This window comes from Kitasatospora sp. NPDC058218, assembly GCF_042882445.1.
GTDB lineage: Bacteria > Actinomycetota > Actinomycetes > Streptomycetales > Streptomycetaceae > Kitasatospora.
This window is the reverse complement of sequence record NZ_JBHVWC010000055.1, coordinates 49,038-70,720: the sequence shown is the minus strand read 5'-3', so window position 1 is coordinate 70,720 and position 21,683 is coordinate 49,038. Positions and strand designations below refer to the sequence as shown.

Sequence of the window (21,683 nt, the reverse complement as noted above, 5' to 3'; positions counted from 1 at the left end):
GGCCCCGGCCCCCCCCCCGGGCTGTACCCCCGCCGGGGGGGCGCCCCCCCCCCCCCGACGAGGGTCCCGACCAGGGCGCGAAGCACCGGCCGGCGGTGCTGCCGACGAGGTTGCTGTGCAAACCTGTCCCGGGAGGCCGAGGGGCCGGGAGGCCGAACACGGGGAGAACAGACATGTCCACGAGCCGAGACGTCGGGCCCGGCGATGCCCGGGAGCCGCTGCACACCGACCTGGCCGAGCCGCCGTGGTCCCGCAACGACGCACTGGTGACCGGCGGCGCCTGCGCGCTGAACCTGCTCAGCTACGTGTTCTTCCAGGAGCCCGACGGCGGACACGAGGTGAGCGCGGCCGGATTCCTCCTCGTCGCGCTGGCCGCCGCGCCGCTGCTCGCCCGGCGCCACCACCCGGTGGCGGCGCTCGCCGCCGTCCTGGCACTCGACGCGACGGCCGCCCTGACCCTGCCACTGCCCAGCCACTTCGGCGCCGTCCTGGTGGTCGCCCTGTACACGGTCGCCCGGACCTGCCCCGGTCGGGTGACGGCGGTCGCGGCCGCCGCGACGGTGGCGCTGACGCTGCTGAGCCAGTTCAACGGCCGGAACACGCCCTGGCAGGAGGCTCTGGGGCCGCCCCTCTCCACCTTGATCGTCGTCGGCACCGCCCTGGCGGTCAACCGCTGGCAGCAGCAGGTGGCGGCCAACCGCAGACTCCTCGCCGACCGTGCGGTGGCCGACGAACGCCGCCGCATCGCACGGGAGTTGCACGACATCGTGGCCCACCACATCACCACCATGCAGCTGATGGCCGGCGGGGCCCGGGCCAACCTCGCCCGACCGGAGGTGGTCCGGGACGCCCTGGTCACCCTGGAGTCCTCCGGGCGGCTCGCGCTGCGCGAGATGCGCCAGCTCCTCGACGTGTTGCGGGCCGGGGACGAGCCGGAGACCGCGCCGCCGCTGCCGCAGCCCGGCGCCGACGACCTCGACCGCCTGGTCGCCGAGTCCTGCGTCGCCGGACTGCCGACCGAGCTGAGCGTCCGCGGGCCGCGGCGCCCGCTGCCGCCGACCGTCGGCCTCACGGTGTTCAGGATCGCCCAGGAGGCACTCACCAACGCCCGCAAGTACGCGGGGCCGGCCCGCGCGTCCGTCGTCCTGACGTACCGTCAGAACGAGGTCGCCATCGAGGTGCGGGACGACGGCGGGGGCGCGCCGCCGCAGGAGGGGGCGCCGGCGGCGGGCCCGGGCGGCTACGGACTGATCGGCATGCGCGAGCGCGTAGCCCTGCACGGCGGTACCCTCGCCGTCGGGCCGCAGGCCGGTGGGGGGTTCGCCGTGCTGGCCGAACTGCCGCTGACCACCGACGAGGCGGCCGAGGCGGCCGTCCAGCACGAGGGAGTGCCCACATGACCGGGACCGGCCCGACGCCACCGCGGATCCGGGTGCTGATCGCGGACGACCAGCCGCTGGTCCGGCGCGGCCTGTCGCTGATCCTCTCCCCCGACCCGTCCTTCGAGGTGGTGGGAGAGGCCGAGAACGGCGCGCGGGCCGTCACCCTGGCGCGCCGACTGCTCCCCGACGTCGTGGTGATGGACATCCGGATGCCCGTCCTCGACGGCGTCGACGCGACGGCGGAACTCGCCGCCACCGTGCCCGGCTGCCGGGTCCTGGCCCTCAGCACCTTCGACCTCGACGAGTACGTCGTGGGCGCCCTGCGCGCCGGGGCGTACGGGTTCCTGCCCAAGGACAGCTCGCCGGAGGAGCTGGGCGCGGCGATCCGCACCGTCCACGCCGGCGAGGCCGCCGTCGCGCCGAGACTGCTCACCCGGCTGATCTCCACCTACGTCCGGACGCCCCGCGACGCCCGGCCGACCCCCACCGGCCTGGGCGACCTCACCCCCCGCGAGGTCGCCGTGTGGCGCCTGATGGCCACCGGCCTCGACAACGCCGGGATCGCCCTCGACCTGGACATCAGCCTCTCCACGGTCAAGAACCACATCACCAGCATCTTCGACAAGCTCGCCGTCCGTGACCGCGCCCAGGCGGTCATCGCCGCCTACGAATCGGGCCTGGTCACCGCCCGCGCGGCAGCCGGCGGCCCGCCCGGGGACGGGCGCGTCTAGCCGGGACGGGTGCGCCCGGTCCCGGCGCGCGGCGGAGCGCCGGGCGTCGACGGTCACCCGGCGCCCGGGCCCGGGCGCCGCGCGGTCGGGCGGGCCAGCACCACCGCGAGCACGGCGACGGCGGCGAGCGTCAGCAGCACCGTCCGGCCGCCGGACGCCGCGCCCGCCAGGTGGACACCCAGGACGGGCAGGGCGGTGCCGAGCGCGGTACCGAGGCTGCGGGCCATGTTGACCATGCCGCCACCGACCGCCGAGCACTCCGCCGGGATCGCCCGCATCACCAGCGCGTTGTTGGCGGGCAGCAGCAGGCCCAGCCCGTACCCGGCGACCAGCAGCGGGACGGCGACCGTCGCGACACCCACCGGCAGCAGCGCGAGGAGCAGCAGACCGGCACCCGCGACGCCCGCGCCGAACCGGCACCGGGTGACGTCCGACCAGGCCCGGGGCAGCAGGCCGCCGCCGACGGTCGCGGCGAGCGCGAAGGCGGCCGGGAGCAGGGTGATCACCAGGCCCGCCCGCAGGACCGGTACGCCCGCCCCGGTGAGCAGCACCGGCCCGAGCACCAGCGGGCAGAACAGCAGCAGGTAGCCGATCAGCGCGACGGCCAGGCCGGGCCGCACGCCCGGGGTGTTGACCAGGCCCGGCGCCAGGATCGGCCGCGCCGCCCGCCGCTCCTGGCGGACCAGGCCGAGTGCGAGCAGCACCGCGACGAGCAGCAGACCGGCCGCGGCCCAGGCGGGCAGCGGCAGGCCCGAGGCGGTGGAGAGGGCGAGCAGCAGCGCGGTGGTCGCACCGGTGAGCAGCAGCAGTCCGGCCAGGTCGAACCGGCCGTCGCCGCCCACGCGCGGGGCCCACGCCTCGGCGCGGGTGCGGGGCAGCAGGAACCAGCCCGCCAGGATGCCGAACAGGCCGATCGGCACATTGATCCAGAACACCCAGCGCCAGGAGGCGTGTTCGACCAGCAGTCCGCCGAGACCGGGGCCGAGCGCCAGGCCGAGACCCTGGGCGGCCGCCTGGATGCCCAGCGCCCGCCGCATCGCGTGCCCGGGGACGCCGCGCGCCACCAGGGCGACGCTGTTGGCCTGCATCATCGCGCCACCGACCGCCTGGACGGCCCGGCAGGCCACCAGGGCGGCGAGGCTGCCGGCGAACCCGGCGCCGAGCGAGGCCAGCGCGAAGACGGCGAAGCCGCCGAGGTACATGGTCTTGCGGCCGACGAGGTCGGAGAGCCGGCCGACCGGGGCCAGCAGGGCTACCAGCACCAGCAGGTAGGCCAGCGCGACCCATTCGACCGCTGCGAAGTCGGCCCGGAAGTGCTGCCCGAGTGCGGGGAGGACGAGGGCGGTGATGCCCGCGGTCAGCTGCCCGAGGAAGGCCCCGAGGCAGACGGTGCCGACGGCCAGCCAGTGGGCGTGCCGCCACCCGGCGATGCCGCGCGGCCGGGGTCGCTCGGTGAGCAGCCGGGTGGCGAGGGCGGTGGCGTTCATACGGCGAAATATATCGGATGCAGATATGTTCTCTCTACGAGCTGATCGGTGTGCGATCCTCGGCCCGCGCGCGACCCCTGAGGCCGGCGGCCCGGCGCGCGACGCGCGGCCGGTGACCGGTGACCGGTGTTCGATCGGTGAGCGGCCCCCGGCAGCGGGCGCCCGGTGAGCGGTCGGACCTGCGGAGCGGCCGCCACCAGGCGCTACGCTGTCCGCCATGCCGTCGTCACCCCCCGTTCCCGACCCCGCCGCCGAGCCGGCCGAAGCGCCGACCGACCCCGGGACCGGGGTCGACCCCGGCGCCCCGGCGGAGCCGCCCGCTCCGGCGATCGAACGCGCCCGACGGCTGACCGACGTGGTGACCCGGCTGCGCCGCGCCCTGCGCAGCAGCATCCGCACCGACTACCCGTGGGAGTCCCTGCCGATGGCGCAGGTCGAACTCCTCCAGACGCTGGCCGCCGCGCCGCTGCGGGTCGGCGAACTGGCCGCCCGCCAGCGGCTCGCCCCGAACACCGTCAGCGGACTGGTCGGCAAGCTGCTGGAGGCCGGCTTCGTCGACCGCCAGGCCGACCCCGGCGACCGCCGGACCGCCCGGATCGCGCTCACCCCGGCCGGCCTGCGCCAGTTGGACGACTGGCGGCAGGCCCACGAGCGCCGCATCGCCACCGCCCTCGGCACCCTCAGCGCCACCGACCGCGAGGCCGTCATGCAGGCGCTCCCCGCCCTCGACCGGCTCGCCCGCGCCCTGGCCTCACCGACCCCGGCCGAGCAGCCGAACGATCAGCCGATCCAGCAGCCGGCCGGGCCCGGGCACCAGGTCGCACCCCGGTAGCTCCGGCCGGTGACCCGCGCCGGTGGCTCCGGGCAGTGACCGCGGCCGGTGGCTCCGGCCGGATACTCGAAGGCGGCCGGCCCCGGAAACGGCTACCGTCCGCCCATGGAAGCCCCCCACGCGGACACCGCCCACCTGCGGATCGAGCCCTGGACGGACGCCGACCTCGCGCTGCTCCGCCGGGTCAACACCCCGGAGATGAAGAAGCACGTCGGCGGCCCGGAGAGCGAGCGGCAGCTCCTCGCCCGCCACCGCCGCTACCTGGACTTCGTCCCCGCGGGCCTCGGCTGCATGTACCGCATCGTCCTGCTCCCCGGCGGCGAGCCCGTCGGCACCGTCGGCTACGGCACCCGGACGTGGCGGGGCGAGACGGTGCACGAGATGGGCTGGAACGTCCTGCCGCCCCACCAGGGCCGGGGCATCGCCGTCGCCGCCACCAGGGCCGCCGTCGCCGCGGCCCGCGCCGAGGCCCGCCACCCCCACCTGCACGCCTTCCCCGACGTGGGCAACCCCGCCTCCAACGCGGTCTGCCGCAAGGCCGGCTTCACCCTGCTCGGCGAGACCGACTTCGAGTTCCCGCCCGGGCGCCCCATGCGCAGCAACGACTGGCGGGTGGACCTCCGCGCCGACCTCGGGTGACCGCCCGGGGGTGACCAGGTCTCAGAACAGCGTGCCGCTCTCCAGCTCCAGCAGCCAACGCTTGCGGTCCACCCCGGCGGCGAATCCGGTGAGGGAGCCGCTGGCACCGATGACGCGGTGGCAGGGCCGGACGATGAGCAGCGGGTTGGCGCCGACGGCGCCGCCCACCGCGCGGACGGCCTTCGGCGAGGCGCCGGCCAGCTCGCCGAGCCGGCTGTAGGTGACCGTCTCGCCGTAGGGGATGTCGTCCAGGGCGGCCCACACGCTCCGGCGGAACTCGGTGCCGATCGGGGCCAGCGGGAGGTCGAAGGTGGTGCGCTCGCCGGCGAAGTAGGCCGTGAGCTGGGCCACGGGCTCGGCGAGGGCGTCCGGGTCGTGGACCCAGTCGTCGGCGGGCTCGGCGAGCGCGTACTTCTGCCCGGGCGCGGTGACGGTGGCCAGGGCGGCCGGTCCGCCGTCCTCCGGCAGGAGGCCGCTGAGCAGCAGCCGGCCGAACGGGCTCTCCATGAAGGTGAAGACGGTGGTGCTCATGCGCGGGTGTTCTCCGTTCCAGTGCTGATGTCGGTCGCGGCGCCCGCCCAGAGCCGGTGGACGGCGTAGGAGCGCCAGGGGGCCCAGGCCTCGGCGGCGCGGTCGGCGGACTTCGGGTCGCCGGGGGCGCCGAGCCGGGTGAGGCCGTGGCGGACGCCGACGTCGCTCGGCAGGAAGACGTCCGGGTCGGCGAGGGCCCGCATCCGCAGGTAGCCGACGGTCCAGGGCCCGATGCCGGGGAGGGCGAGCAGCTGCGCCGCCGCCTCCTCCCGGTCGACGCCGCCGTCGAGCCGGACGACGCCCTCGGCCAGGGCCGCGCAGAGGCCGGTGAGCGCCCGCCGGCGGGCGGCCGGCATCGCGAAGTCCTCGGGGTCGGCCACCGCCAGCGCGCCGGCGGTCGGGAAGAGCAGCCGCAGCCCGCCGTTCGGCTCCGGCAGCCGCGTGCCGTACTTCTCGGCGAGCCGGCCGGCCAGGGTGCGGGCGGCGCCGACGGTGACCTGCTGGCCGAGGACGGCGCGGACGGCCAGTTCGTGCGGGTCGACGTGGCCGGGCGAGCGCAGTCCGGGGCGGGCGCGGACGAGCGCGCCGAGCACCGGATCGGTGCCGAGCCGGCCGTCCACCGCGTCCGGGTCGGCGTCCAGGTCGAACAGGATCCGCAACCGCTGGACGGCGGTCGGCAGGTCGCGCAGGTCGGCCAGGAAGAGGCGGCAGTCCAGCCAGCCGCGGGTCCTCGGTTCGTCGGCCGCGAGCCCGTCCACCTCGGCGATGCCGTGGCCGTACGGGAGCGCGAGGGTCCGGCGGTAGGTACGGACGCCGGGGCGCGGGCCGGGCACGACCTCCTCCACGCCGGGGACGGCGCGCAGGGCCAGGAAGTCGATCAGGTGGTCGCTGTCCAGCGCGCCCCGGTAGGCCAGGCGCAGGGTGAGACCGCCGGCCGGGGTCGCGGTGCGCCGCCCCGACGCGACCTCGGCGCGCAGCCCGCTGGGCGTGCGGTCGTAGACCTCGCGGACGGTGTCGTTGAACTGCCGGACGGACGCGAACCCGGCCGCGAAGGCGATCTCGGTGACCGGCAGTTCGGTGGTCTGCAGCAGCAACCGGGCGGTCTGGGCGCGGCGGGCACGGGCCAGCGCGATCGGCCCGGCGCCGAGTTCGGCGGTGAGCTGGCGCTGGAGCTGGCGGGAGCTGTACCCGAGGCGGTGGGCCAGGCCCGCGACGCCCTCGCGGTCCACGATGCCGTCGCCGATCAGCCGCATCGCGCGGCCGACCAGGTCGGCACGGTGGTTCCACTCGGGCGAGCCGGGCACCGCGTCGGGGCGGCAGCGCCGGCAGGCGCGGAAGCCCGCGCCCTGCGCGGCGGCGGCGCTGGGGTAGAAGGTGCAGTTGACGCGCTTGGGGGTCACGGCGGGGCAACTCGGTCGGCAGTAGATGCCGGTCGAGGTGACGGCCGTGAAGAAGACGCCGTCGAAGCGGGCGTCCCGGCTGTCCACGGCTCGGTACCGGATGTCGTCGTCGATCACGCTGTCCAGTCTGCGGCACTCGGCGGGGTGTGACTGGCGGGAATCGGACATGGGCGTGAAGGGGCCGCCGGGGCGGGGCGGGGCCGGGCCCGGCCGCCGGAAAACCACGAGCCGTCCGGCCGGGCCGCGGCTACCCTGGCCGGAGCCTGCGCGGCGGCCGGTGCGCGCGCCCGAGCTGCGAGCCTGCCGACCCCGCCAGACCGCTCGCCCGCCTGCCCACCGACGAGGAGCCTCCCGTGACCGTGCAGCCGTACACCGGCCCGGACGACCCCCGGGTCACCGCGCTGCGGGTGGAGGAGTTCGCCTTTCCCGGACCGCTGCGCGACAGGCTGGTCGCCGCCGTCCTCAGCGGCGCCAAGATCAGCACCACCGGCCTGGTCGCCGACTACGAGCACGGGAACGAGCCGCTGCCGCAGGTGGGCGTCCGCTCGGCGGTGATCGACTCGGACGGCCGGGTGGTGGCCGTGATCGAGACGACGGACGTCCGGGTCGTCCCGCTCGCGGAGGTCGACCTCCGGCACGCCGTGGACGAGGGCGAGGGCTACACCACGGTGGCCGAGTGGCGCTCCGGGCACGAAGGCTTCTGGCACGGCGAGGAGATGCGGGCCGCCCTGGCCGATCCCGGCTTCACCGTGGACGACACCACTCCCGTCGTGCTGGAGCGCTTCCGCGTGGTGGCCGACCTCCGCTGACCGGCCGGGTGCCGCGCCACCCGGCCCGCCCGCGCCCGGCCCGTCCGCGCGCCGCCGCACCCGGTCACGCCGGGCGGTCGCCGCCCGTCAGCTGCCGCAGGGCCCGGTCGAGCCGGGCCCGCCGGGCCCGCGGCGTGAGCGCCTGGAGCAACGGCAGGACGAGCTGGTAGCGCGCCGTCCGGTCGAGTGCCTCGAAGGCCTGCCGGGCCGCGAGGTCCGCGTCGAGCGCCGCCGCGAGCTCGGACGGAACCGTCGCCGCCCGCTGCGACGCGTAGGCCGCCGCCCACCGGCCGTCCGCCCGGGCACGACGCACCTCGGCGAGCCCGGGTTCGCGCATCCGGCCCCCGGCCGTCAACGCCGCCACCCGGTCGACGTTCACCTGCGACCAGAGGCTCCTGGGTCGACGCGGTCCGTACTTCTGCAGGTAGTACCGCGCGTCGAGCGAGCGGCGCTGCCCGGAGATCCAGCCGTAGCAGAGCCCGATGTCGACGAGCTCCTCGTCGGTGACCGACCCGATGCCGGACTTCCGCTTGGCGACCCTGATCCACACGCCCTCGCGGCGCGGGTGGTTGCCGGCCAGCCAGTCCTCGAAGGCCCGGGCGTCCGCGAAGGTGACGACCTCCACCCCGTCGATCTCGTCCACGCGGTCGAGCGTAGCGGCCGGCCCGCCGTCGGACGCCCCGGCCGAGGCCGGGCGAGGGTGGCCGGACCGGACGACCGGACGGCCGGGCGACGGGCCGACGCACCGCGCGCCCGCCTGCCGCCCGGCCGGGCCGTCATCACGGCTTCACGGCTTCACGGTGCCCCGGGCGCGCACCGACTTGGTGATGACCTTCCACTTCTTCAGCCGGGCGGAGGCCAGCCGCGCGTCCGAACGGGAGGCGATCCACTCGCTCTCGCGCTGGAGCTTGAGGTAGCTGTCCATCCGCCGCTGCGGGAGCGTGCCGTCGGCCAGCGCGGCCTGCACCGCGCAGCCGGGCTCGGTGTGGTGCCCGCAGTCGTGGAAGCGGCAGCCCTCGGCCAGCTCCTCGATGTCGGAGAAGGCCATCGCCACGCCCTCGCCGCCGTAGAGGCCGACCTCGCGCAGGCCGGGTGTGTCGATCAGCACGCCGCCACCGGGCAGCAGGGTCAGCTCACGGGTGGTCGTGGTGTGGCGGCCCTTCTGGTCGACGGCGCGGGCCTGCTGAACGGCCATCACCTCGGCGCCGGCCAGCACGTTGGTCAGGGTGGACTTGCCGACGCCGGACTGCCCGATCACGGCGGTGGTGCCGGGCGTGCAGGCGCGCAGCACGTCCACCCCCTCGCCGGTCTCGGCGCTGACCACCAGCACCGTGACGCCGGGCGCGATGGACTCGACGTCGGACCGGATGAAGTCGGCGTCGTCCACCAGGTCGGCCTTGGTGAGCACGACCACCGGCTCGGCGCCGGACTCCCAGGCCAGGGCGAGGAAGCGCTCGATCCGGCCGAGGTCGGGCTCGGCGGCGAGCGAGGCGGCGATCAGCACGGTGTCGACGTTGGCCGCCAGCACCTGGCCGTCCGATCGCTTGCCGGCCACCTTGCGGATGATCGCGGTGGAACGCGGCAGCAGGGCCGCGACGGACGGCATCGGCTCGGCCGCGAGGTCCACGGCCGCCCAGTCGCCGGTGCAGGGGCAGTTGATCATGTCGGCGTCGCCGACCGACCGGGTGTCGGCCCGGACGGTGCACAGCTCGCCGGTCGCCGGGTCGGCCAGGACGACGTCGCACTGGCCGCGGTCGACCCGGACGATCCGGGCGGGCGTCAGCCCGGCCTCGGCGAGCGGGGCGAAGTACTCCTCGGACTCGGCCGTCCAGCCGTAGCCGGCCAGCGGGAAGTCAAGGGAGTCGAGGGAGTCGGAAGAAGAGAGGGAGAACGACGGAACGGAGGCAGCGTTGAACAACGCGGTGGGCCCTTCGGGAGGAAACTGATCCCGGCGGGCTACGGCTGCGCGCGAAGAGGCGTCGTCAGCCGGCGGCCGGGAGGGAGAGGTGGTGTATGCGAGCGCTGCCCAGGGCAGCCGTGACGGCAATGACAATCACGAGGCTCACCTCCTGCTTCTCCATGGGCCGGCAAAGCGGCCCCCGAACCGAACTGCTCACACCGTAGCGGCCGCTCCCGAGCCTGCCAACCGGTTTTTCACCTGCGCCGACGCGGCCTTCCACCGGCGGCCGGCCCCGGAGTGCCCGGCCGGCCCGCACCGCGTCAGCGCTGGTCCCACGGCGGCCGCGGCGGGTGGCCGGGCAGCGTGCGCTCGGGGGGCGGCGCGGTCGGGCGGTCGCTGTCCGGCGGCGGCGGGGCAGGCCGGTGGTGCGGGCCGCCCCGGGTGGTGAGCCGGGCCCGGACGTTGTCGGCGGCGAGCACGTCGGCCCAGCGCTCGGGGTACTCGGAGGGCACGTCGAGGTCCTCACCCTCCTCCGCGTACTCCTCCTCGGCGCCCTCGGCGAGGCCGAGTTCGCGCGCCCGCCGGGCCCGCTCGACGGCGCGCCGGGCGGCCACCTCGCGGACCACCGCGGCGGCGGCCTCCTCCTGCGCGCGCTCGTTCTCGGCCCGGGCGTCGGCGGTCTCCAGGGTGGGCCAGCGGCGGTCTATCGCCGCGTTCATCGCGGCGCCGATCAGCACCGCGAGCGCGACCACGAAGATCCAGAGCAGCACGGCCACCGGCGCGGCCAGCGAGCCGTACACCGAGGGGCCCTCGACCGAGCTGACCAGGTAGAGGCGCAGGGCCACGCTGCAGAAGACCAGCACCACCAGCGCGACCAGCGCACCCGGGATGTCCTCCCGCCAGGGCGTGGAGACGGGCACGGCGAGGTGGTACAGGGTGGTCAGGAAGACGATCAGCAGCAGGATCGCCACCGGCCAGTAGGCGGCGTTGACCAGCGTCGCGAGGTCCGGCACGGCGTTCTGCACCAGCCCGGGCCCGGCCATCAGCAGCGGCAGCACCAGCGAGCCGATCACCAGGGCGCCGAGGTAGAGGCCGAGTGACATCAGCCGGGTCTTGACGATGCCGCGCTTGCCGTCGAGCCCGTACATCACCGTGATGGTGTCGATGAAGATGTAGAGCGCCCGGGAGCCGGACCAGAGCGAGAGCAGGAAGCCGATCGAGATCAGGTCGGGCCGGGTGTGGTCGAACACGTCGTTCAGCAGCGGCACGACGACCTGTTTGATCGACGAGTCCGAGAGCACCGTCCCGGCTGCCGAGACGATGTCCGACTTCAGCTTGTCGATCGTGCCGGCGCCGAGGAACTCGTCCAGGTACCCGAGGGTGCCGGCCAGGCAGAGCAGCAGCGGCGGAATGGACAGCAGGGTGAAGAACGCCGCCTCCGCGGCGAGGCCGGTGACCCGGTACTCGACACAGGTGTTGGTGGTGTCCTTGACCAGCGCCCAGGCCGTACTGCGCCAGGTGACCCGCTTGGTCGCCCGCCGGGAGCCCTTGCCCCGACGACGGGAGGGCCGCTCCGGGTTCGGTCTCGTCGTTTCGCCTGCTGCTTGCACAGGCCTAACGGTATCGGGCCGGGGCAGGTCCGTTGATCTCCCGTGTCGCGGACCGGTCGACGGGGGTCCGATCCGGGGAGCGGCGGGAACGTCGCGGCATCTCGGAATGCGAAACCTTTGAGTCCACAATACGGACGTTAGTGGACCTCGCGTCGTGCGCCGTGCGAATCTCTTGCCATGCCTAGCGCCGGAACCACCCTAGTAGGTCGACTCCACGTCGATCTCCTTCGCGTGTCCAGCGCCATCTGTCCGGTGATCTGAGCCCCACCCCGCCGCCACCCACCGCACCCGGCGCCACCACCTCGCCATCCCCGCCGCAGAGGATGCGCAGGCGCCCGCCCGGCCACGGTCACTGCTCTCCCGGCCTTGAGAAACCCGCAGGTCACAGCAGTAGCACCGGGCCGAGCACGCCCAGCGACCCACCCGGCGTCAGAGCCACCTGCCCCGAAGGACTTCACCATGGCCACCACCCCCGAGACAGCCGAGCCCACGGCAGACCGCGCCGAGGCGCGCCGCCCCGCCGCGCCTCGCAAGGTGACCCGCCACCGTGGTGAGGGCCAGTGGGGCATGGGCCACTTCACTCCTCTGAACGCCAACGAGCAGTTCAAGAAGGATGACGACGGTCTCAACGTACGGACACGTATTGAGACGATCTACTCGAAGCGCGGCTTCGACTCGATCGACCCGGCCGACCTGCGCGGCCGGATGCGCTGGTGGGGTCTCTACACCCAGCGCAAGGAAGGCATCGACGGCGGCAAGACCGCGATCCTGGACCCGCACGAGCTGGACGCCGAGTTCTTCATGCTCCGCGTCCGCATCGACGGCGGCCGGCTGACCGTCGCCCAGCTCAAGGCGATCGCCGAGGTCTCCGAGCTGTACGGCCGGGGCACCGCCGACCTGACCGACCGGCAGAACGTCCAGTACCACTGGATCCGGATCGAGGACGTCCCCGCGATCTGGCAGAAGCTGGAGGCCGTCGGCCTGTCCACCACCGAGGCCTGCGGCGACACCCCGCGCGTCATCCTCGGCTCCCCGGTGGCCGGCATCGCCGAGGACGAGATCATCGACGGCACCCCCGCCATCGACGAGATCCAGCGCCGCTTCATCGGCAACAAGGACTTCTCCAACCTGCCGCGCAAGTTCAAGTCCGCCGTCTCCGGCTCCCCGCTGCTGGACGTCGCGCACGAGATCAACGACATCGCCTTCGTCGGCGTCGAACACCCCGAGCACGGCCCCGGCTTCGACCTCTGGGTCGGCGGCGGTCTCTCCACCAACCCCAAGCTCGGTGTCCGCCTGGGCGCGTGGGTCCCGCTGGACGAGGTCGCCGACGTCTACGGCGGCGTCATCGGCATCTTCCGCGACTACGGCTACCGCCGGCTGCGCAACCGCGCCCGGCTGAAGTTCCTGGTCGCCGACTGGGGCGTGGCGAGGTTCCGCCAGGTGCTGGAGGACGAGTACCTCAAGTACCAGCTGGTCGACGGGCCCGCGCCGAAGGAGCCCAGCGGCCGCTGGCGCGACCACGTCGGCGTGCACCGGCAGAAGGACGGCAACTACTACGTCGGCTTCGCGCCGCGGGTCGGCCGGGTGAACGGCACCCTGCTCGGGCAGATCGCCGACCTCGCCGCCGCGCACGGCAGCGACCGGCTGCGCACCACCGCCGAGCAGAAGATGCTCGTCCTCGACATCGCCGAGGACCGGGTCGAGTCGCTGGTGGCCGGCCTGGAGGCGCTGGACCTGCGCGTCACCCCCTCCCCCTTCCGCCGCGGCACCATGGCCTGCACCGGCATCGAGTACTGCAAGCTCGCCATCGTCGAGACCAAGGAGCGCGGCCGCACGCTCATCGACGAGCTGGAGAAGCGCCTGCCGGACTTCGAGGAGCCGCTGACCATCAACATCAACGGCTGCCCGAACGCCTGCGCCCGCATCCAGGTCGCCGACATCGGCCTCAAGGGCCAGCTGGTGACCGACGAGAACGGCGAGCAGGTCGAGGGCTACCAGGTGCACCTGGGCGGCGCGCTCGGGCTGGAGGCCGGCTTCGGCCGCAAGGTCCGCGGCCTCAAGGTCACCAAGGACGGCCTGCCGGACTACGTCGAGCGCGTCCTGACCCGCTACCAGGCCGACCGCACCGAGGGCGAGCGCTTCGCCCAGTGGGCCGCCCGGGCCGGCGAGGAGCAGTTGTCGTGAGCGAGCGAACCATCGGGCAGGGGCGCGTCTCGCGAAGCGGACGCCGAGCGAAGCGAGGTGGGCAATGAGCGAGCGGAGCGAGCGAACCATCGGGCAGGGGCGCGTCTCGCGAAGCGGACGCCGAGCGAAGCGAGGTGGGCAATGAGCGAGCGAGCGGCACCCTTCTTCTGCCCCTACTGCGGCGACGAGGACCTGCGCCCCTCCGAGGCCGGGCACGGCGCCTGGGAGTGCCACGGCTGCCGCCGGGCCTTCCAGTTGAAGTTCCTCGGCCTGCTGTCGGCGGCCAACGGAAGTACGGCGACTCACGGGGGTACGTCACATGACCGGCACGACGACTGACTACGAGGCGATCGCGACCGCCGCCGGCCGCGAGCTGGAGGAGGCGACCGCGCAGGAGATCCTGACCTGGGCCGCCGACACCTTCGGCCGGCGGTTCTGCGTCACCTCCTCGATGGAGGACGCGGTCGTCGCCCACCTCGCCTCCTCGGTCTTCCCCGGCGTGGACGTGGTGTTCCTGGACACCGGCTACCACTTCCCGGAGACCATCGGCACCCGGGACGCGGTGGCCGCGGTGATGCCGGTCAACCTCATCACCCTCAAGCCGCTGCGGACGGTGGCCGAGCAGGACGCCCAGTACGGGCCCGAGCTGCACGACCGCGACCCGGACCTCTGCTGCTCGCTGCGGAAGGTCGAGCCGCTGAACCGCGGGCTCGCCGGCTACGACGCCTGGGCCACCGGGCTGCGCCGCGACGAGTCGCCCACCCGGGCCGGCACCCCGGTGGTCGCCTGGGACGCCAAGCGCCGCAAGGTCAAGATCGCCCCGATCGCCCGCTGGACGCAGGAGGACGTGGACGCCTACGTCAACGCCAACGGCGTCCTGCTCAACCCGCTGCTGTGGGAGGGCTACACGTCGGTCGGCTGCTCGCCGCTTTCGTGCACCCGCAAGCCCGCGGAGGGCGAGGACGCCCGGGCAGGCCGCTGGTCCGGCTCCGGCAAGACCGAGTGCGGCATCCACCTCTGACCCGCCGTCACCACCGATCCACCGTCACTACCCGTCTGGAGACTTCACCGTGAGCACAGCCACCACCCTGGCCGCCGACGGAGCCGCAGAGGCGGCCCCCGCGGCCGGCCCCTGCGAGCGCGGCGCCACCGTGTGGCTGACCGGGCTCCCGAGCGCCGGCAAGACCACGCTCGCCTTCGCCCTGGCCGAGCGGCTGCGCGCCGAGGGCCACCGGGTCGAGGTCCTGGACGGCGACGAGATCCGCGAGTTCCTCTCCAAGGGCCTCGGCTTCACCCGCGAGGACCGGCACACCAACGTCACCCGGATCGGCTTCGTCGCCGAGAAGCTCGCCGCCAACGGCGTCAAGGTGCTCGCCCCGGTGATCGCCCCGTACGCGGACTCCCGCGCGGCGGTCCGCGAGCGTCACGCCGCCCGTGGCACCGACTTCCTGGAGATCCACGTCGCCACCCCCGTCGAGCTCTGCGCCGAGCGTGACGTCAAGGGGCTGTACGCCAAGCAGGCGGCCGGTGAGATCTCCGGCCTGACCGGCGTCGACGACCCGTACGAGGCCCCCGTGGACCCGGAGCTGCGGCTGCAGACCCAGGGCCGCGAGGTGGCCGAGAGCGCCGCCGAACTCCACGCCTTCCTGACCGAGAGGGGTCTCGCGTGACCACCGCGACCGACAACCTGGTCCACACCGACGACCCCGACAACTCCGGGGGGCCGTTCGCGCTGTCCCACCTGGACGCGTTGGAGGCCGAGTCGGTGCACATCTTCCGCGAGGTCGCGGGGGAGTTCGAGCGCCCGGTGATCCTCTTCTCCGGCGGCAAGGACTCCATCGTCATGCTGCACCTGGCGCTCAAGGCCTTCTGGCCGGCCGCCGTCCCGTTCTCGCTGCTGCACGTCGACACCGGTCACAACTTCCCCGAGGTCATCGAGTACCGCGACCGGGTGGCCGCTAAGCACAACCTGCGCCTGCACGTCGCCCACGTCCAGGACTTCATCGACGACGGCCGGCTGCGCGAGCGCCCCGACGGCACCCGCAACCCGCTGCAGACCGTCCCGCTGCTGGACGCCATCGAGGGCAACCGCTTCGACGCCGTCTTCGGCGGCGGCCGCCGCGACGAGGAGAAGGCCCGCGCCAAGGAGCGCGTCTTCTCCCTGCGCGACGAGTTCGGCGCCTGGGACCCGCGCCGCCAGCGCCCCGAGCTCTGGTCGCTGTACAACGGCCGGCACGCGGTCGGCGAGCACGTGCGCGTCTTCCCGCTCTCCAACTGGACCGAGCTGGACGTCTGGCAGTACATCGAGCGCGAGGGCATCGAGCTCCCCGAGATCTACTACGCGCACGAGCGCGACGTCTTCTCCCGCAGCGGCATGTGGCTGACCGCCGGCGAGTGGGGCGGTCCCAAGGAGCACGAGCCGGTCGAGCGGCGCCTGATCCGCTACCGCACGGTCGGCGACATGTCCTGCACCGGCGCCGTCGACTCCGACGCCACCGACATCCGGGCCGTCATCACCGAGATCGCCGCCAGCCGCCTCACCGAACGCGGCGCCACCCGGGCCGACGACAAGCTCTCCGAGGCCGCGATGGAAGACCGCAAGCGCGAGGGATACTTCTAAATGAGCACCACCACCGAGAACAGCGCCACCTCCCTGCTGCGCTTCGCCACCGCCGGCTCCGTCGACGACGGCAAGTCCACCCTGGTCGGCCGCCTGCTGCACGACTCCAAGTCGGTGCTCGCCGACCAGTTGGAGGCCGTCGAGCGCGCCTCCCTGAGCCGCGGCCAGGAGGCGCCCGACCTCGCGCTGCTCACCGACGGCCTGCGCGCCGAGCGCGAGCAGGGCATCACCATCGACGTCGCGTACCGCTACTTCGCCACGCCCCGCCGGCGGTTCATCCTCGCCGACACCCCCGGGCACGTGCAGTACACCCGCAACATGGTGACCGGCGCCTCCACCGCCGAACTCGCCGTCGTGCTGGTGGACGCCCGCAACGGCGTGGTCGAGCAGACCCGCCGGCACGCCGCCGTCGCCGCGCTGCTGCGCGTGCCGCACGTCGTGCTGGCCGTCAACAAGATGGACCTGGTCGAGTACGCGGAGCCCGTCTTCGCCGCCATCGCCGAGGAGTTCACCGCCTACGCGGCCTCGCTGGGCGTCAAGGACGTGGTCGCCGTCCCGATCTCCGCCCTCGCCGGCGACAACGTGGTCGAGCCGTCCGCCCACATGGACTGGTACGGCGGCCCGACCCTGCTGGAGCACCTGGAGACCGTCCCGGTCGGGACCGACCCGAGCCTCCGGCCGGCCCGCTTCCCGGTCCAGTACGTGATCCGCCCGCAGAGCGACGAGCACCCCGACTACCGCGGCTACGCGGGGCAGTTGGCCTCCGGCGTGCTGCGGGTCGGCGACCGGGTGACCGTGCTGCCCTCCGGCCACACCACCACCGTCGCCGGCATCGACGCGCTCGGCCGGGAGACGGACCTCGCGTGGGCCCCCCAGTCGGTCACCGTCCGCCTGGCCGACGACATCGACATCTCCCGCGGCGACCTGATCGCGGCCGGACCGGCCCCGGTGCCCACCAAGGACATCGAGGCGACCGTCAGCCACCTCAACGAGCGCCCGCTGCGCGCCGGCGACAAGGTGCTGCTCAAGCACACCACCCGCACCGTGCGCGCGCTGGTCAAGGAGATCTCCTACCGGATCGACATCGACACCCTCGAACAGCGCTCCGGCGCCGAGGGGTTGGGCGTCAACGACCTCGGCCACGTGGTGCTGCGCACCGCCGAGCCGCTGGCGCTCGACGGCTACAGCGAGAACCGCCGGACCGGCTCGTTCCTGCTGATCGACCCGGCCGACGGCACCACCCTCACCGCCGGCATGGCGGGCGAGGCCTTCGACACCGTACGCACCGACACACCCGACGTACCCGAAGAGGAGGACTGGGTCTGATGCCCAGCGAGGCGTTCTCGGGCATGGACAAGGAAGGCGGCCGCATCGGCAGCGGCGTCCTCGGCAGCGGCCAGGGCGGCCTGACCCGATGTGTGGGCCGACAGGGCTGACCAGAGCCCTGTCACCGGGCCGGCCGCTGTCCCACCCCACAGCTGGTGCAGCGCACCGACCCGGCTTGCCCGGCATCCCCCGATGCCGCGAGCACCACCCGACCGACTTCCCGCCCTGGACCGCCCTTCCGACGGTCCGTCCGTGAACAGGACTTCGCCCATGGCACCGAACCAGGCACTTCCGCATAGCTCCGCACACCCCGCCGCCGGCCGGATCAGACGCTCCGCCGTGGCCGCCGTCGCCGGCCTCACCGCCGTGGCCCTGCTCTCCGCCTGCGGCTACGGCTCGAAGAGCGAGGACGACAAGCCCAACACCGCGGCGGCCGCCGGTGATTCCGCCTCCGGCGTGAAGCTCTCCGCCGACACGGTCAAGATCGGCTACTTCGCCAACCTGACCCACGGCACCCCGCTGGTCGGTCTCCAGGAGGGGATCTTCCAGAAGGAGCTGGGCGCCACCCAGATCAAGCCCCAGGTCTTCAACGCGGGCCCGGCCGAGATCGAGGCGCTGAACGCCGGCTCCATCGACATCGGCTGGATCGGCCCCTCCCCCGCGATCAACGGCTACACCCAGTCCAACGGCGAGTCGCTGAAGATCATCAGCGGCTCGGCCTCCGGTGGCGTCAAGCTGGTGGTCAACCCCGACAAGGTCCAGAGCCTGGACGACCTCAAGGGCAAGAAGATCGCCACCCCGCAGCGCGGCAACACCCAGGACGTGGCACTGCTCAACTACCTGGCGGGCAAGGGGCTGAAGGTCAACCCCGACACCGGCGCCGGCGACGTCTCGGTCCTGCGGACCGACAACAAGGTCACCCCGGACGCGTACAGCTCCGGCGCCATCGACGGCGCCTGGGTGCCGGAGCCGACCGCGTCCAAGCTGGTCACCCTCGGCGCGAAGGTCCTGCTCAACGAGAAGGACGTCTGGCCGGACAAGAAGTTCGTGATCACCAACATCATCGTCTCGCAGAAGTTCCTCAAGGAGCACGCGGACGTGGTGGAGGCCGTGCTGCGCGGCTCGGTGAACACCAACGCCTTCATCAAGGCCAACCCGGACAAGGCCAAGGCCGACGCCAACGAGGCCGTCAAGAAGGAGGCCGGCAACGCGCTGCCGCCGGCCGTCCTCGACCCGGCCTGGGCCGACATCGACTTCCTGGACGACCCGCTGGCCAACACCCTGCAGGCCGAGGCCGACCACGCCGTCACCGCCGGGCTGCTCAAGAAGCCGAACCTGGCCGGGATCTACGACCTCACGCTGCTCAACAAGGTGCTCAAGGAGAAGGGCCAGAGCCCGGTGGCGGACGCCGGTCTCGGCGCCAAGTAGCGCCACCCGCCACCCGCGGCACCTGCGGCACGCTGCCGCCCAAGCCCCGCGGTCCGGCTCCCCGCCCGCCCGGTCGATGCCCGATCGGTGCCCCCAAGCACACGGGACGGGCGGGGCCGGACCCCGGCCCCGATCTCTCGCCACCCTCCCTCCTCGCCCGCCCGACCGGCAGGAGGGGCCCATGACCACCCCCCGGCCCCGGCTGGGAGGTTCCCCAGATGCAGGAGGTGTCCGGATGACCCCGGCACTGACCACCTCGGGCGACGCCGCCGGCGTCGACACCCGCGACGGCTCGCCCGCCGTCCGGATCTCGCACGTGCACAAGTCCTTCGGCCGCCCCGGCGCCCAGACGCACGTCCTGGACGACATCACCCTCGATGTCGCGCCCGGCGAGTTCGTCACGCTGCTCGGGGCCTCGGGCTGCGGCAAGTCCACCCTGCTCAACCTGGTCGCCGGTCTCGACAAGCCCACCGCGGGCACGATCGAGGTCCCCGGGGGTCGCCCCGCGCTGATGTTCCAGGAGCACGCGCTGTTCCCCTGGCTCACCGCCGGCAAGAACATCGAACTCGCCCTCAAGCTCGCCGGCGTGCCCCGCCCCGAGCGCCGCCCCGAGGCCGAGCGGCTGCTCGAACTCGTCCGCCTGGGCGGCTCCTACGACAAGCGCGTGCACGAGCTCTCCGGCGGCATGCGCCAGCGCGTCGCGCTGGCCCGCGCGCTCGCCCAGGGCGCCTCGGTGCTGCTGATGGACGAGCCGTTCGCCGCGCTCGACGCCATCACCCGGGACGTGCTGCACGACGAGATCACCCGGATCTGGGCCGAACGCAAGCTCTCCGTCCTGTTCGTCACGCACAACGTGCGGGAGGCCGTCCGGCTCGCCCAGCGCGTGGTGCTGCTCTCCTCCCGCCCCGGCCGGGTCGCCCGCGAGTGGCGGATCGACCTGCCGCAGCCGCGCCGCATCGAGTCCTCCGGCGTCGCCGACCTGTCCATCGAGATCACCGAAGAACTGCGTGGGGAGATCCGCCGCCATGGCCAGCACTGACAGCACCATCACCCTGGCCAAGGACCAGCCGGGGGACATCGCCGACGTCGGCGCCGGACTCGACGCGCTGGACGCCGTCCAGGTGCGGCGCGTGCCGCTCGGCGAGATCCTGCGGAAGAAGGCGCTGCCCCCGCTGCTGGGGCTGCTGCTCGTGCTGGCGCTCTGGCAGGGCGCCTACAGCCTCGAACTGACCTCCTCCTACAAGCTGCCGAGCCCCGCCGACGTCTGGGACGCGCTGGTCGGCCTCTGGGAGGCCGGGACGCTGTTCAGCATCGTCTGGACGAGCGTCTGGCGCGGCATATCGGGCTTCCTGATCGCCGTGGTGATCGGCACCCCGATCGGCCTGCTGGTCGCCCGGGTCAAGCCGGTCCGGGCCGCGCTCGGGCCGGTGCTCTCCGGCCTGCAGTCGCTGCCCTCGGTCGCCTGGGTGCCCGCCGCCGTCATCTGGCTCGGCATCAACGACTCGATGATGTACGCCGTCATCCTGCTCGGCGCCGTCCCCTCCATCGCCAACGGCCTGGTGGCCGGCATCGACCAGGTGCCGCCGCTGTTCCTCCGGGCCGGCCGCACCCTGGGCGCCACCGGCCTGTCGAACGCCCGCCACATCCTGCTGCCGGCCGCCCTCCCCGGCTACCTGGCCGGCCTCAAGCAGGGCTGGGCGTTCTCCTGGCGCTCCCTGATGGCGGCCGAGCTGGTCGCCTCCTCCCCCGACCTGGGCCTGGGCCTGGGCCGGTACCTGGAGAACCAGCGGGAGTCCGCCAGCATGTCCGGCGTCCTCCTCGGCATCATCCTGATCCTGTTCGTCGGGATCGCCATCGACCTCCTGCTCTTCGCTCCGCTGGAGCGCCGGGTGCTGCGCAACCGCGGCCTGCTGGCCTCCGTCAAGTAAGGCTCCTCCGATGCTCGAACGCCGGCTGTCCGTCGCCGCCGCCACCCCGGTGGCGGCGGACCGCCCCGCCCTGCTGCTGATCGCCCACGGCAGCCGCGACCCCCGGCACGCCGCCACGGTGGCCGCCCTGGCCGAGGAGGTCCGGGCCCTGCGCCCCGGGCTGGAGCTCGCCACCGCCTACCTGGACCACTGCGCGCCGCGGATCCCGCAGGTGGCCGGCCGGCTCGGCGCCCACGCGGTCGCCGTCCCGCTGCTGCTCAACCGGGCCTTCCACGCCAAGCACGACATCCCCGCCGCCCTCCGCGCCGCCGGCACCGAACTGCCGGTCGCGGACGTCCTGGGGCCGGTGCGGCCGCTCGTCGCAGACGCGGCACGAGCGGCCGGACCGCTCCCCGGCCCCTCGCCGCTCCTGCTCGCCGCGCTGGACCGCCGCCTCGCCGAGGCCGGGCTGGCCGCCGCCTCCCCCGGCGTGCGCGCCCGCACCGGCGTCGTGCTGGCCGCCGCGGGTTCCTCCGACCCGGCCGCCGACGCCGCCACCCGCGCGCTGGCCGCCGAGTGGCGCCGGACCCGCGGCTGGGCCGCCGTCGAGGTCGCGTACGCCTCCGCCACCGGCCCGCGCGTCCCCGACGCCGTCGCCGCCCTGCGCGCCGCCGGCGCCGACCGGGTGGCCGTCGCGCCCTACCTGCTCGCCCCCGGTCTGCTCCCCGACCGGATCGCGGACGCCGCCGCCGAGGCGGAGGCGGACGTCCTCGCCGGTGTCCTCGGTGCGGCCCCCGAGATCGCCCGCCTCCTGCTGACCCGCTTCGACGCGGCGCTGCTCGCGACGGTGGAGAGGGCCCCTGCCCTCACCGCCTGAGCCTCGGCGCGGTCAGGTCA

22 protein-coding genes are annotated in these 21,683 nt (G+C 74.1%); 16 read left to right on the top strand and 6 right to left on the bottom strand.

From position 1 onward, the window contains the following. The first annotated feature begins 173 nt into the window (after positions 1-173). The gene (locus tag ACFVYI_RS30405) at positions 174-1,400 is read left to right on the top strand and encodes a sensor histidine kinase (RefSeq protein WP_387891548.1); all 1,227 of its coding nucleotides are present in this window, start codon (positions 174-176) and stop codon (positions 1,398-1,400) included. Beyond that, positions 1,397-2,113, top strand: a complete 717-nt coding sequence (locus ACFVYI_RS30400; RefSeq protein ID WP_387891547.1) for a response regulator — start codon at positions 1,397-1,399, stop codon at positions 2,111-2,113. Before ACFVYI_RS30405 ends, ACFVYI_RS30400 begins: the two co-directional genes overlap by 4 nt. Positions 2,114-2,166: 53 nt before the next feature. On the opposite strand, the gene ACFVYI_RS30395 is transcribed toward ACFVYI_RS30400, so the two are convergent. After that, complete coding sequence (locus tag ACFVYI_RS30395; RefSeq protein ID WP_387891545.1) at positions 2,167-3,600, bottom strand: MFS transporter; 1,434 nt, start codon at positions 3,598-3,600, stop codon at positions 2,167-2,169. 217 nt (positions 3,601-3,817) lie between these two features. Here ACFVYI_RS30395 and ACFVYI_RS30390 point away from each other — a divergent pair, with 217 nt between their 5' ends. Both ACFVYI_RS30390 and ACFVYI_RS30385 read left to right on the top strand, forming a co-directional pair. Beyond that, a complete protein-coding gene (locus tag ACFVYI_RS30390; RefSeq protein WP_387891543.1) occupies positions 3,818-4,432 on the top strand; it encodes a MarR family winged helix-turn-helix transcriptional regulator in 615 nt (204 codons plus the stop codon). A 105-nt stretch (positions 4,433-4,537) separates the two neighbouring features. Then, positions 4,538-5,071: a GNAT family N-acetyltransferase gene (locus ACFVYI_RS30385; protein ID WP_387891541.1), complete on the top strand. Its 534-nt coding sequence runs from the start codon at positions 4,538-4,540 to the stop codon at positions 5,069-5,071. A gap of 21 nt (positions 5,072-5,092) precedes the next feature. On the opposite strand, the gene ACFVYI_RS30380 is transcribed toward ACFVYI_RS30385, so the two are convergent. Both ACFVYI_RS30380 and ACFVYI_RS30375 read right to left on the bottom strand, forming a co-directional pair. Beyond that, positions 5,093-5,602, bottom strand: coding sequence for a methylated-DNA--[protein]-cysteine S-methyltransferase (locus ACFVYI_RS30380; RefSeq protein ID WP_387891539.1), 510 nt, complete (start codon positions 5,600-5,602; stop codon positions 5,093-5,095). Beyond that, a complete protein-coding gene (locus tag ACFVYI_RS30375; protein ID WP_387891538.1) occupies positions 5,599-7,119 on the bottom strand; it encodes a DNA-3-methyladenine glycosylase 2 family protein in 1,521 nt (506 codons plus the stop codon). The genes ACFVYI_RS30380 and ACFVYI_RS30375 overlap by 4 nt, the downstream gene beginning before the upstream one ends. A gap of 236 nt (positions 7,120-7,355) precedes the next feature. Here ACFVYI_RS30375 and ACFVYI_RS30370 point away from each other — a divergent pair, with 236 nt between their 5' ends. After that, positions 7,356-7,811: an ASCH domain-containing protein gene (locus ACFVYI_RS30370; RefSeq protein WP_387891537.1), complete on the top strand. Its 456-nt coding sequence runs from the start codon at positions 7,356-7,358 to the stop codon at positions 7,809-7,811. A 64-nt stretch (positions 7,812-7,875) separates the two neighbouring features. Here the strand turns inward: ACFVYI_RS30370 and ACFVYI_RS30365 are convergent, their stop codons facing one another. From ACFVYI_RS30365 to ACFVYI_RS30355, 3 genes are all read right to left on the bottom strand, one after another. Further along, positions 7,876-8,454 (bottom strand): YdeI family protein, encoded by a 579-nt coding sequence (locus ACFVYI_RS30365; RefSeq protein ID WP_387891535.1) that lies wholly within the window; start codon positions 8,452-8,454, stop codon positions 7,876-7,878. Positions 8,455-8,598: 144 nt separating this feature from the next. Next, the gene (gene rsgA, locus ACFVYI_RS30360) at positions 8,599-9,729 is read right to left on the bottom strand and encodes a ribosome small subunit-dependent GTPase A (protein ID WP_387891534.1); all 1,131 of its coding nucleotides are present in this window, start codon (positions 9,727-9,729) and stop codon (positions 8,599-8,601) included. Between the two features lie 302 nt (positions 9,730-10,031). After that, on the bottom strand, positions 10,032-11,321 hold the full coding sequence (locus ACFVYI_RS30355) for a YihY/virulence factor BrkB family protein (RefSeq protein ID WP_387891531.1): 1,290 nt from the start codon (positions 11,319-11,321) through the stop codon (positions 10,032-10,034). 177 nt (positions 11,322-11,498) lie between these two features. Here ACFVYI_RS30355 and ACFVYI_RS30350 point away from each other — a divergent pair, with 177 nt between their 5' ends. The 11 genes from ACFVYI_RS30350 (at position 11,499) to ACFVYI_RS30300 (ending at position 21,663) form a co-directional block, all read left to right on the top strand. Continuing rightward, entirely contained in the window at positions 11,499-11,582 is an 84-nt protein-coding gene (locus ACFVYI_RS30350; RefSeq protein ID WP_329492070.1) for a putative leader peptide, read from the top strand. Positions 11,583-11,780: 198 nt separating this feature from the next. Then, entirely contained in the window at positions 11,781-13,505 is a 1,725-nt protein-coding gene (locus tag ACFVYI_RS30345) for a nitrite/sulfite reductase (RefSeq protein WP_387891529.1), read from the top strand. A 141-nt stretch (positions 13,506-13,646) separates the two neighbouring features. After that, on the top strand, positions 13,647-13,844 hold the full coding sequence (locus ACFVYI_RS30340) for a hypothetical protein (RefSeq protein ID WP_387891527.1): 198 nt from the start codon (positions 13,647-13,649) through the stop codon (positions 13,842-13,844). Next, on the top strand, positions 13,825-14,526 hold the full coding sequence (locus ACFVYI_RS30335) for a phosphoadenylyl-sulfate reductase (RefSeq protein ID WP_387891525.1): 702 nt from the start codon (positions 13,825-13,827) through the stop codon (positions 14,524-14,526). Before ACFVYI_RS30340 ends, ACFVYI_RS30335 begins: the two co-directional genes overlap by 20 nt. A 67-nt stretch (positions 14,527-14,593) precedes the next feature. Further along, positions 14,594-15,175, top strand: a complete 582-nt coding sequence (gene cysC / locus ACFVYI_RS30330) for an adenylyl-sulfate kinase (RefSeq protein ID WP_387891555.1) — start codon at positions 14,594-14,596, stop codon at positions 15,173-15,175. Positions 15,176-15,192: 17 nt separating this feature from the next. After that, a complete protein-coding gene (gene cysD, locus ACFVYI_RS30325) occupies positions 15,193-16,125 on the top strand; it encodes a sulfate adenylyltransferase subunit CysD (RefSeq protein ID WP_387891553.1) in 933 nt (310 codons plus the stop codon). Next, a complete protein-coding gene (locus ACFVYI_RS30320) occupies positions 16,126-17,451 on the top strand; it encodes a sulfate adenylyltransferase subunit 1 (protein ID WP_387891524.1) in 1,326 nt (441 codons plus the stop codon). It abuts the gene before it with no gap. Between the two features lie 270 nt (positions 17,452-17,721). Beyond that, the gene (locus ACFVYI_RS30315; protein WP_387891522.1) at positions 17,722-18,879 is read left to right on the top strand and encodes an aliphatic sulfonate ABC transporter substrate-binding protein; all 1,158 of its coding nucleotides are present in this window, start codon (positions 17,722-17,724) and stop codon (positions 18,877-18,879) included. Between the two features lie 235 nt (positions 18,880-19,114). Beyond that, positions 19,115-19,918: an ABC transporter ATP-binding protein gene (locus tag ACFVYI_RS30310; protein WP_387891520.1), complete on the top strand. Its 804-nt coding sequence runs from the start codon at positions 19,115-19,117 to the stop codon at positions 19,916-19,918. After that, a complete protein-coding gene (locus ACFVYI_RS30305) occupies positions 19,905-20,807 on the top strand; it encodes an ABC transporter permease (RefSeq protein WP_387891519.1) in 903 nt (300 codons plus the stop codon). The genes ACFVYI_RS30310 and ACFVYI_RS30305 overlap by 14 nt, the downstream gene beginning before the upstream one ends. Before the next feature lie 10 nt (positions 20,808-20,817). After that, positions 20,818-21,663, top strand: a complete 846-nt coding sequence (locus tag ACFVYI_RS30300; protein ID WP_387891517.1) for a sirohydrochlorin chelatase — start codon at positions 20,818-20,820, stop codon at positions 21,661-21,663. The last annotated feature ends 20 nt before the right edge of the window (positions 21,664-21,683 follow it).

Coding starts and splice junctions, on each gene's coding strand:
- ACFVYI_RS30400 (WP_387891547.1), top strand. CDS start 1,397: ATGACCGGGACCGGCCCGACGCCACCGCGGATCCGGGTGCTGATCGCG.
- ACFVYI_RS30335 (WP_387891525.1), top strand. CDS start 13,825: ATGACCGGCACGACGACTGACTACGAGGCGATCGCGACCGCCGCCGGC.
- ACFVYI_RS30385 (WP_387891541.1), top strand. CDS start 4,538: ATGGAAGCCCCCCACGCGGACACCGCCCACCTGCGGATCGAGCCCTGG.
- ACFVYI_RS30320 (WP_387891524.1), top strand. CDS start 16,126: ATGAGCACCACCACCGAGAACAGCGCCACCTCCCTGCTGCGCTTCGCC.
- ACFVYI_RS30405 (WP_387891548.1), top strand. CDS start 174: ATGTCCACGAGCCGAGACGTCGGGCCCGGCGATGCCCGGGAGCCGCTG.
- ACFVYI_RS30305 (WP_387891519.1), top strand. CDS start 19,905: ATGGCCAGCACTGACAGCACCATCACCCTGGCCAAGGACCAGCCGGGG.
- ACFVYI_RS30300 (WP_387891517.1), top strand. CDS start 20,818: ATGCTCGAACGCCGGCTGTCCGTCGCCGCCGCCACCCCGGTGGCGGCG.
- ACFVYI_RS30345 (WP_387891529.1), top strand. CDS start 11,781: ATGGCCACCACCCCCGAGACAGCCGAGCCCACGGCAGACCGCGCCGAG.
- ACFVYI_RS30380 (WP_387891539.1), bottom strand. CDS start 5,602: ATGAGCACCACCGTCTTCACCTTCATGGAGAGCCCGTTCGGCCGGCTG.
- ACFVYI_RS30350 (WP_329492070.1), top strand. CDS start 11,499: ATGCCTAGCGCCGGAACCACCCTAGTAGGTCGACTCCACGTCGATCTC.
- ACFVYI_RS30340 (WP_387891527.1), top strand. CDS start 13,647: ATGAGCGAGCGAGCGGCACCCTTCTTCTGCCCCTACTGCGGCGACGAG.
- ACFVYI_RS30390 (WP_387891543.1), top strand. CDS start 3,818: ATGCCGTCGTCACCCCCCGTTCCCGACCCCGCCGCCGAGCCGGCCGAA.
- ACFVYI_RS30395 (WP_387891545.1), bottom strand. CDS start 3,600: ATGAACGCCACCGCCCTCGCCACCCGGCTGCTCACCGAGCGACCCCGG.
- ACFVYI_RS30315 (WP_387891522.1), top strand. CDS start 17,722: ATGGCACCGAACCAGGCACTTCCGCATAGCTCCGCACACCCCGCCGCC.
- ACFVYI_RS30310 (WP_387891520.1), top strand. CDS start 19,115: ATGACCCCGGCACTGACCACCTCGGGCGACGCCGCCGGCGTCGACACC.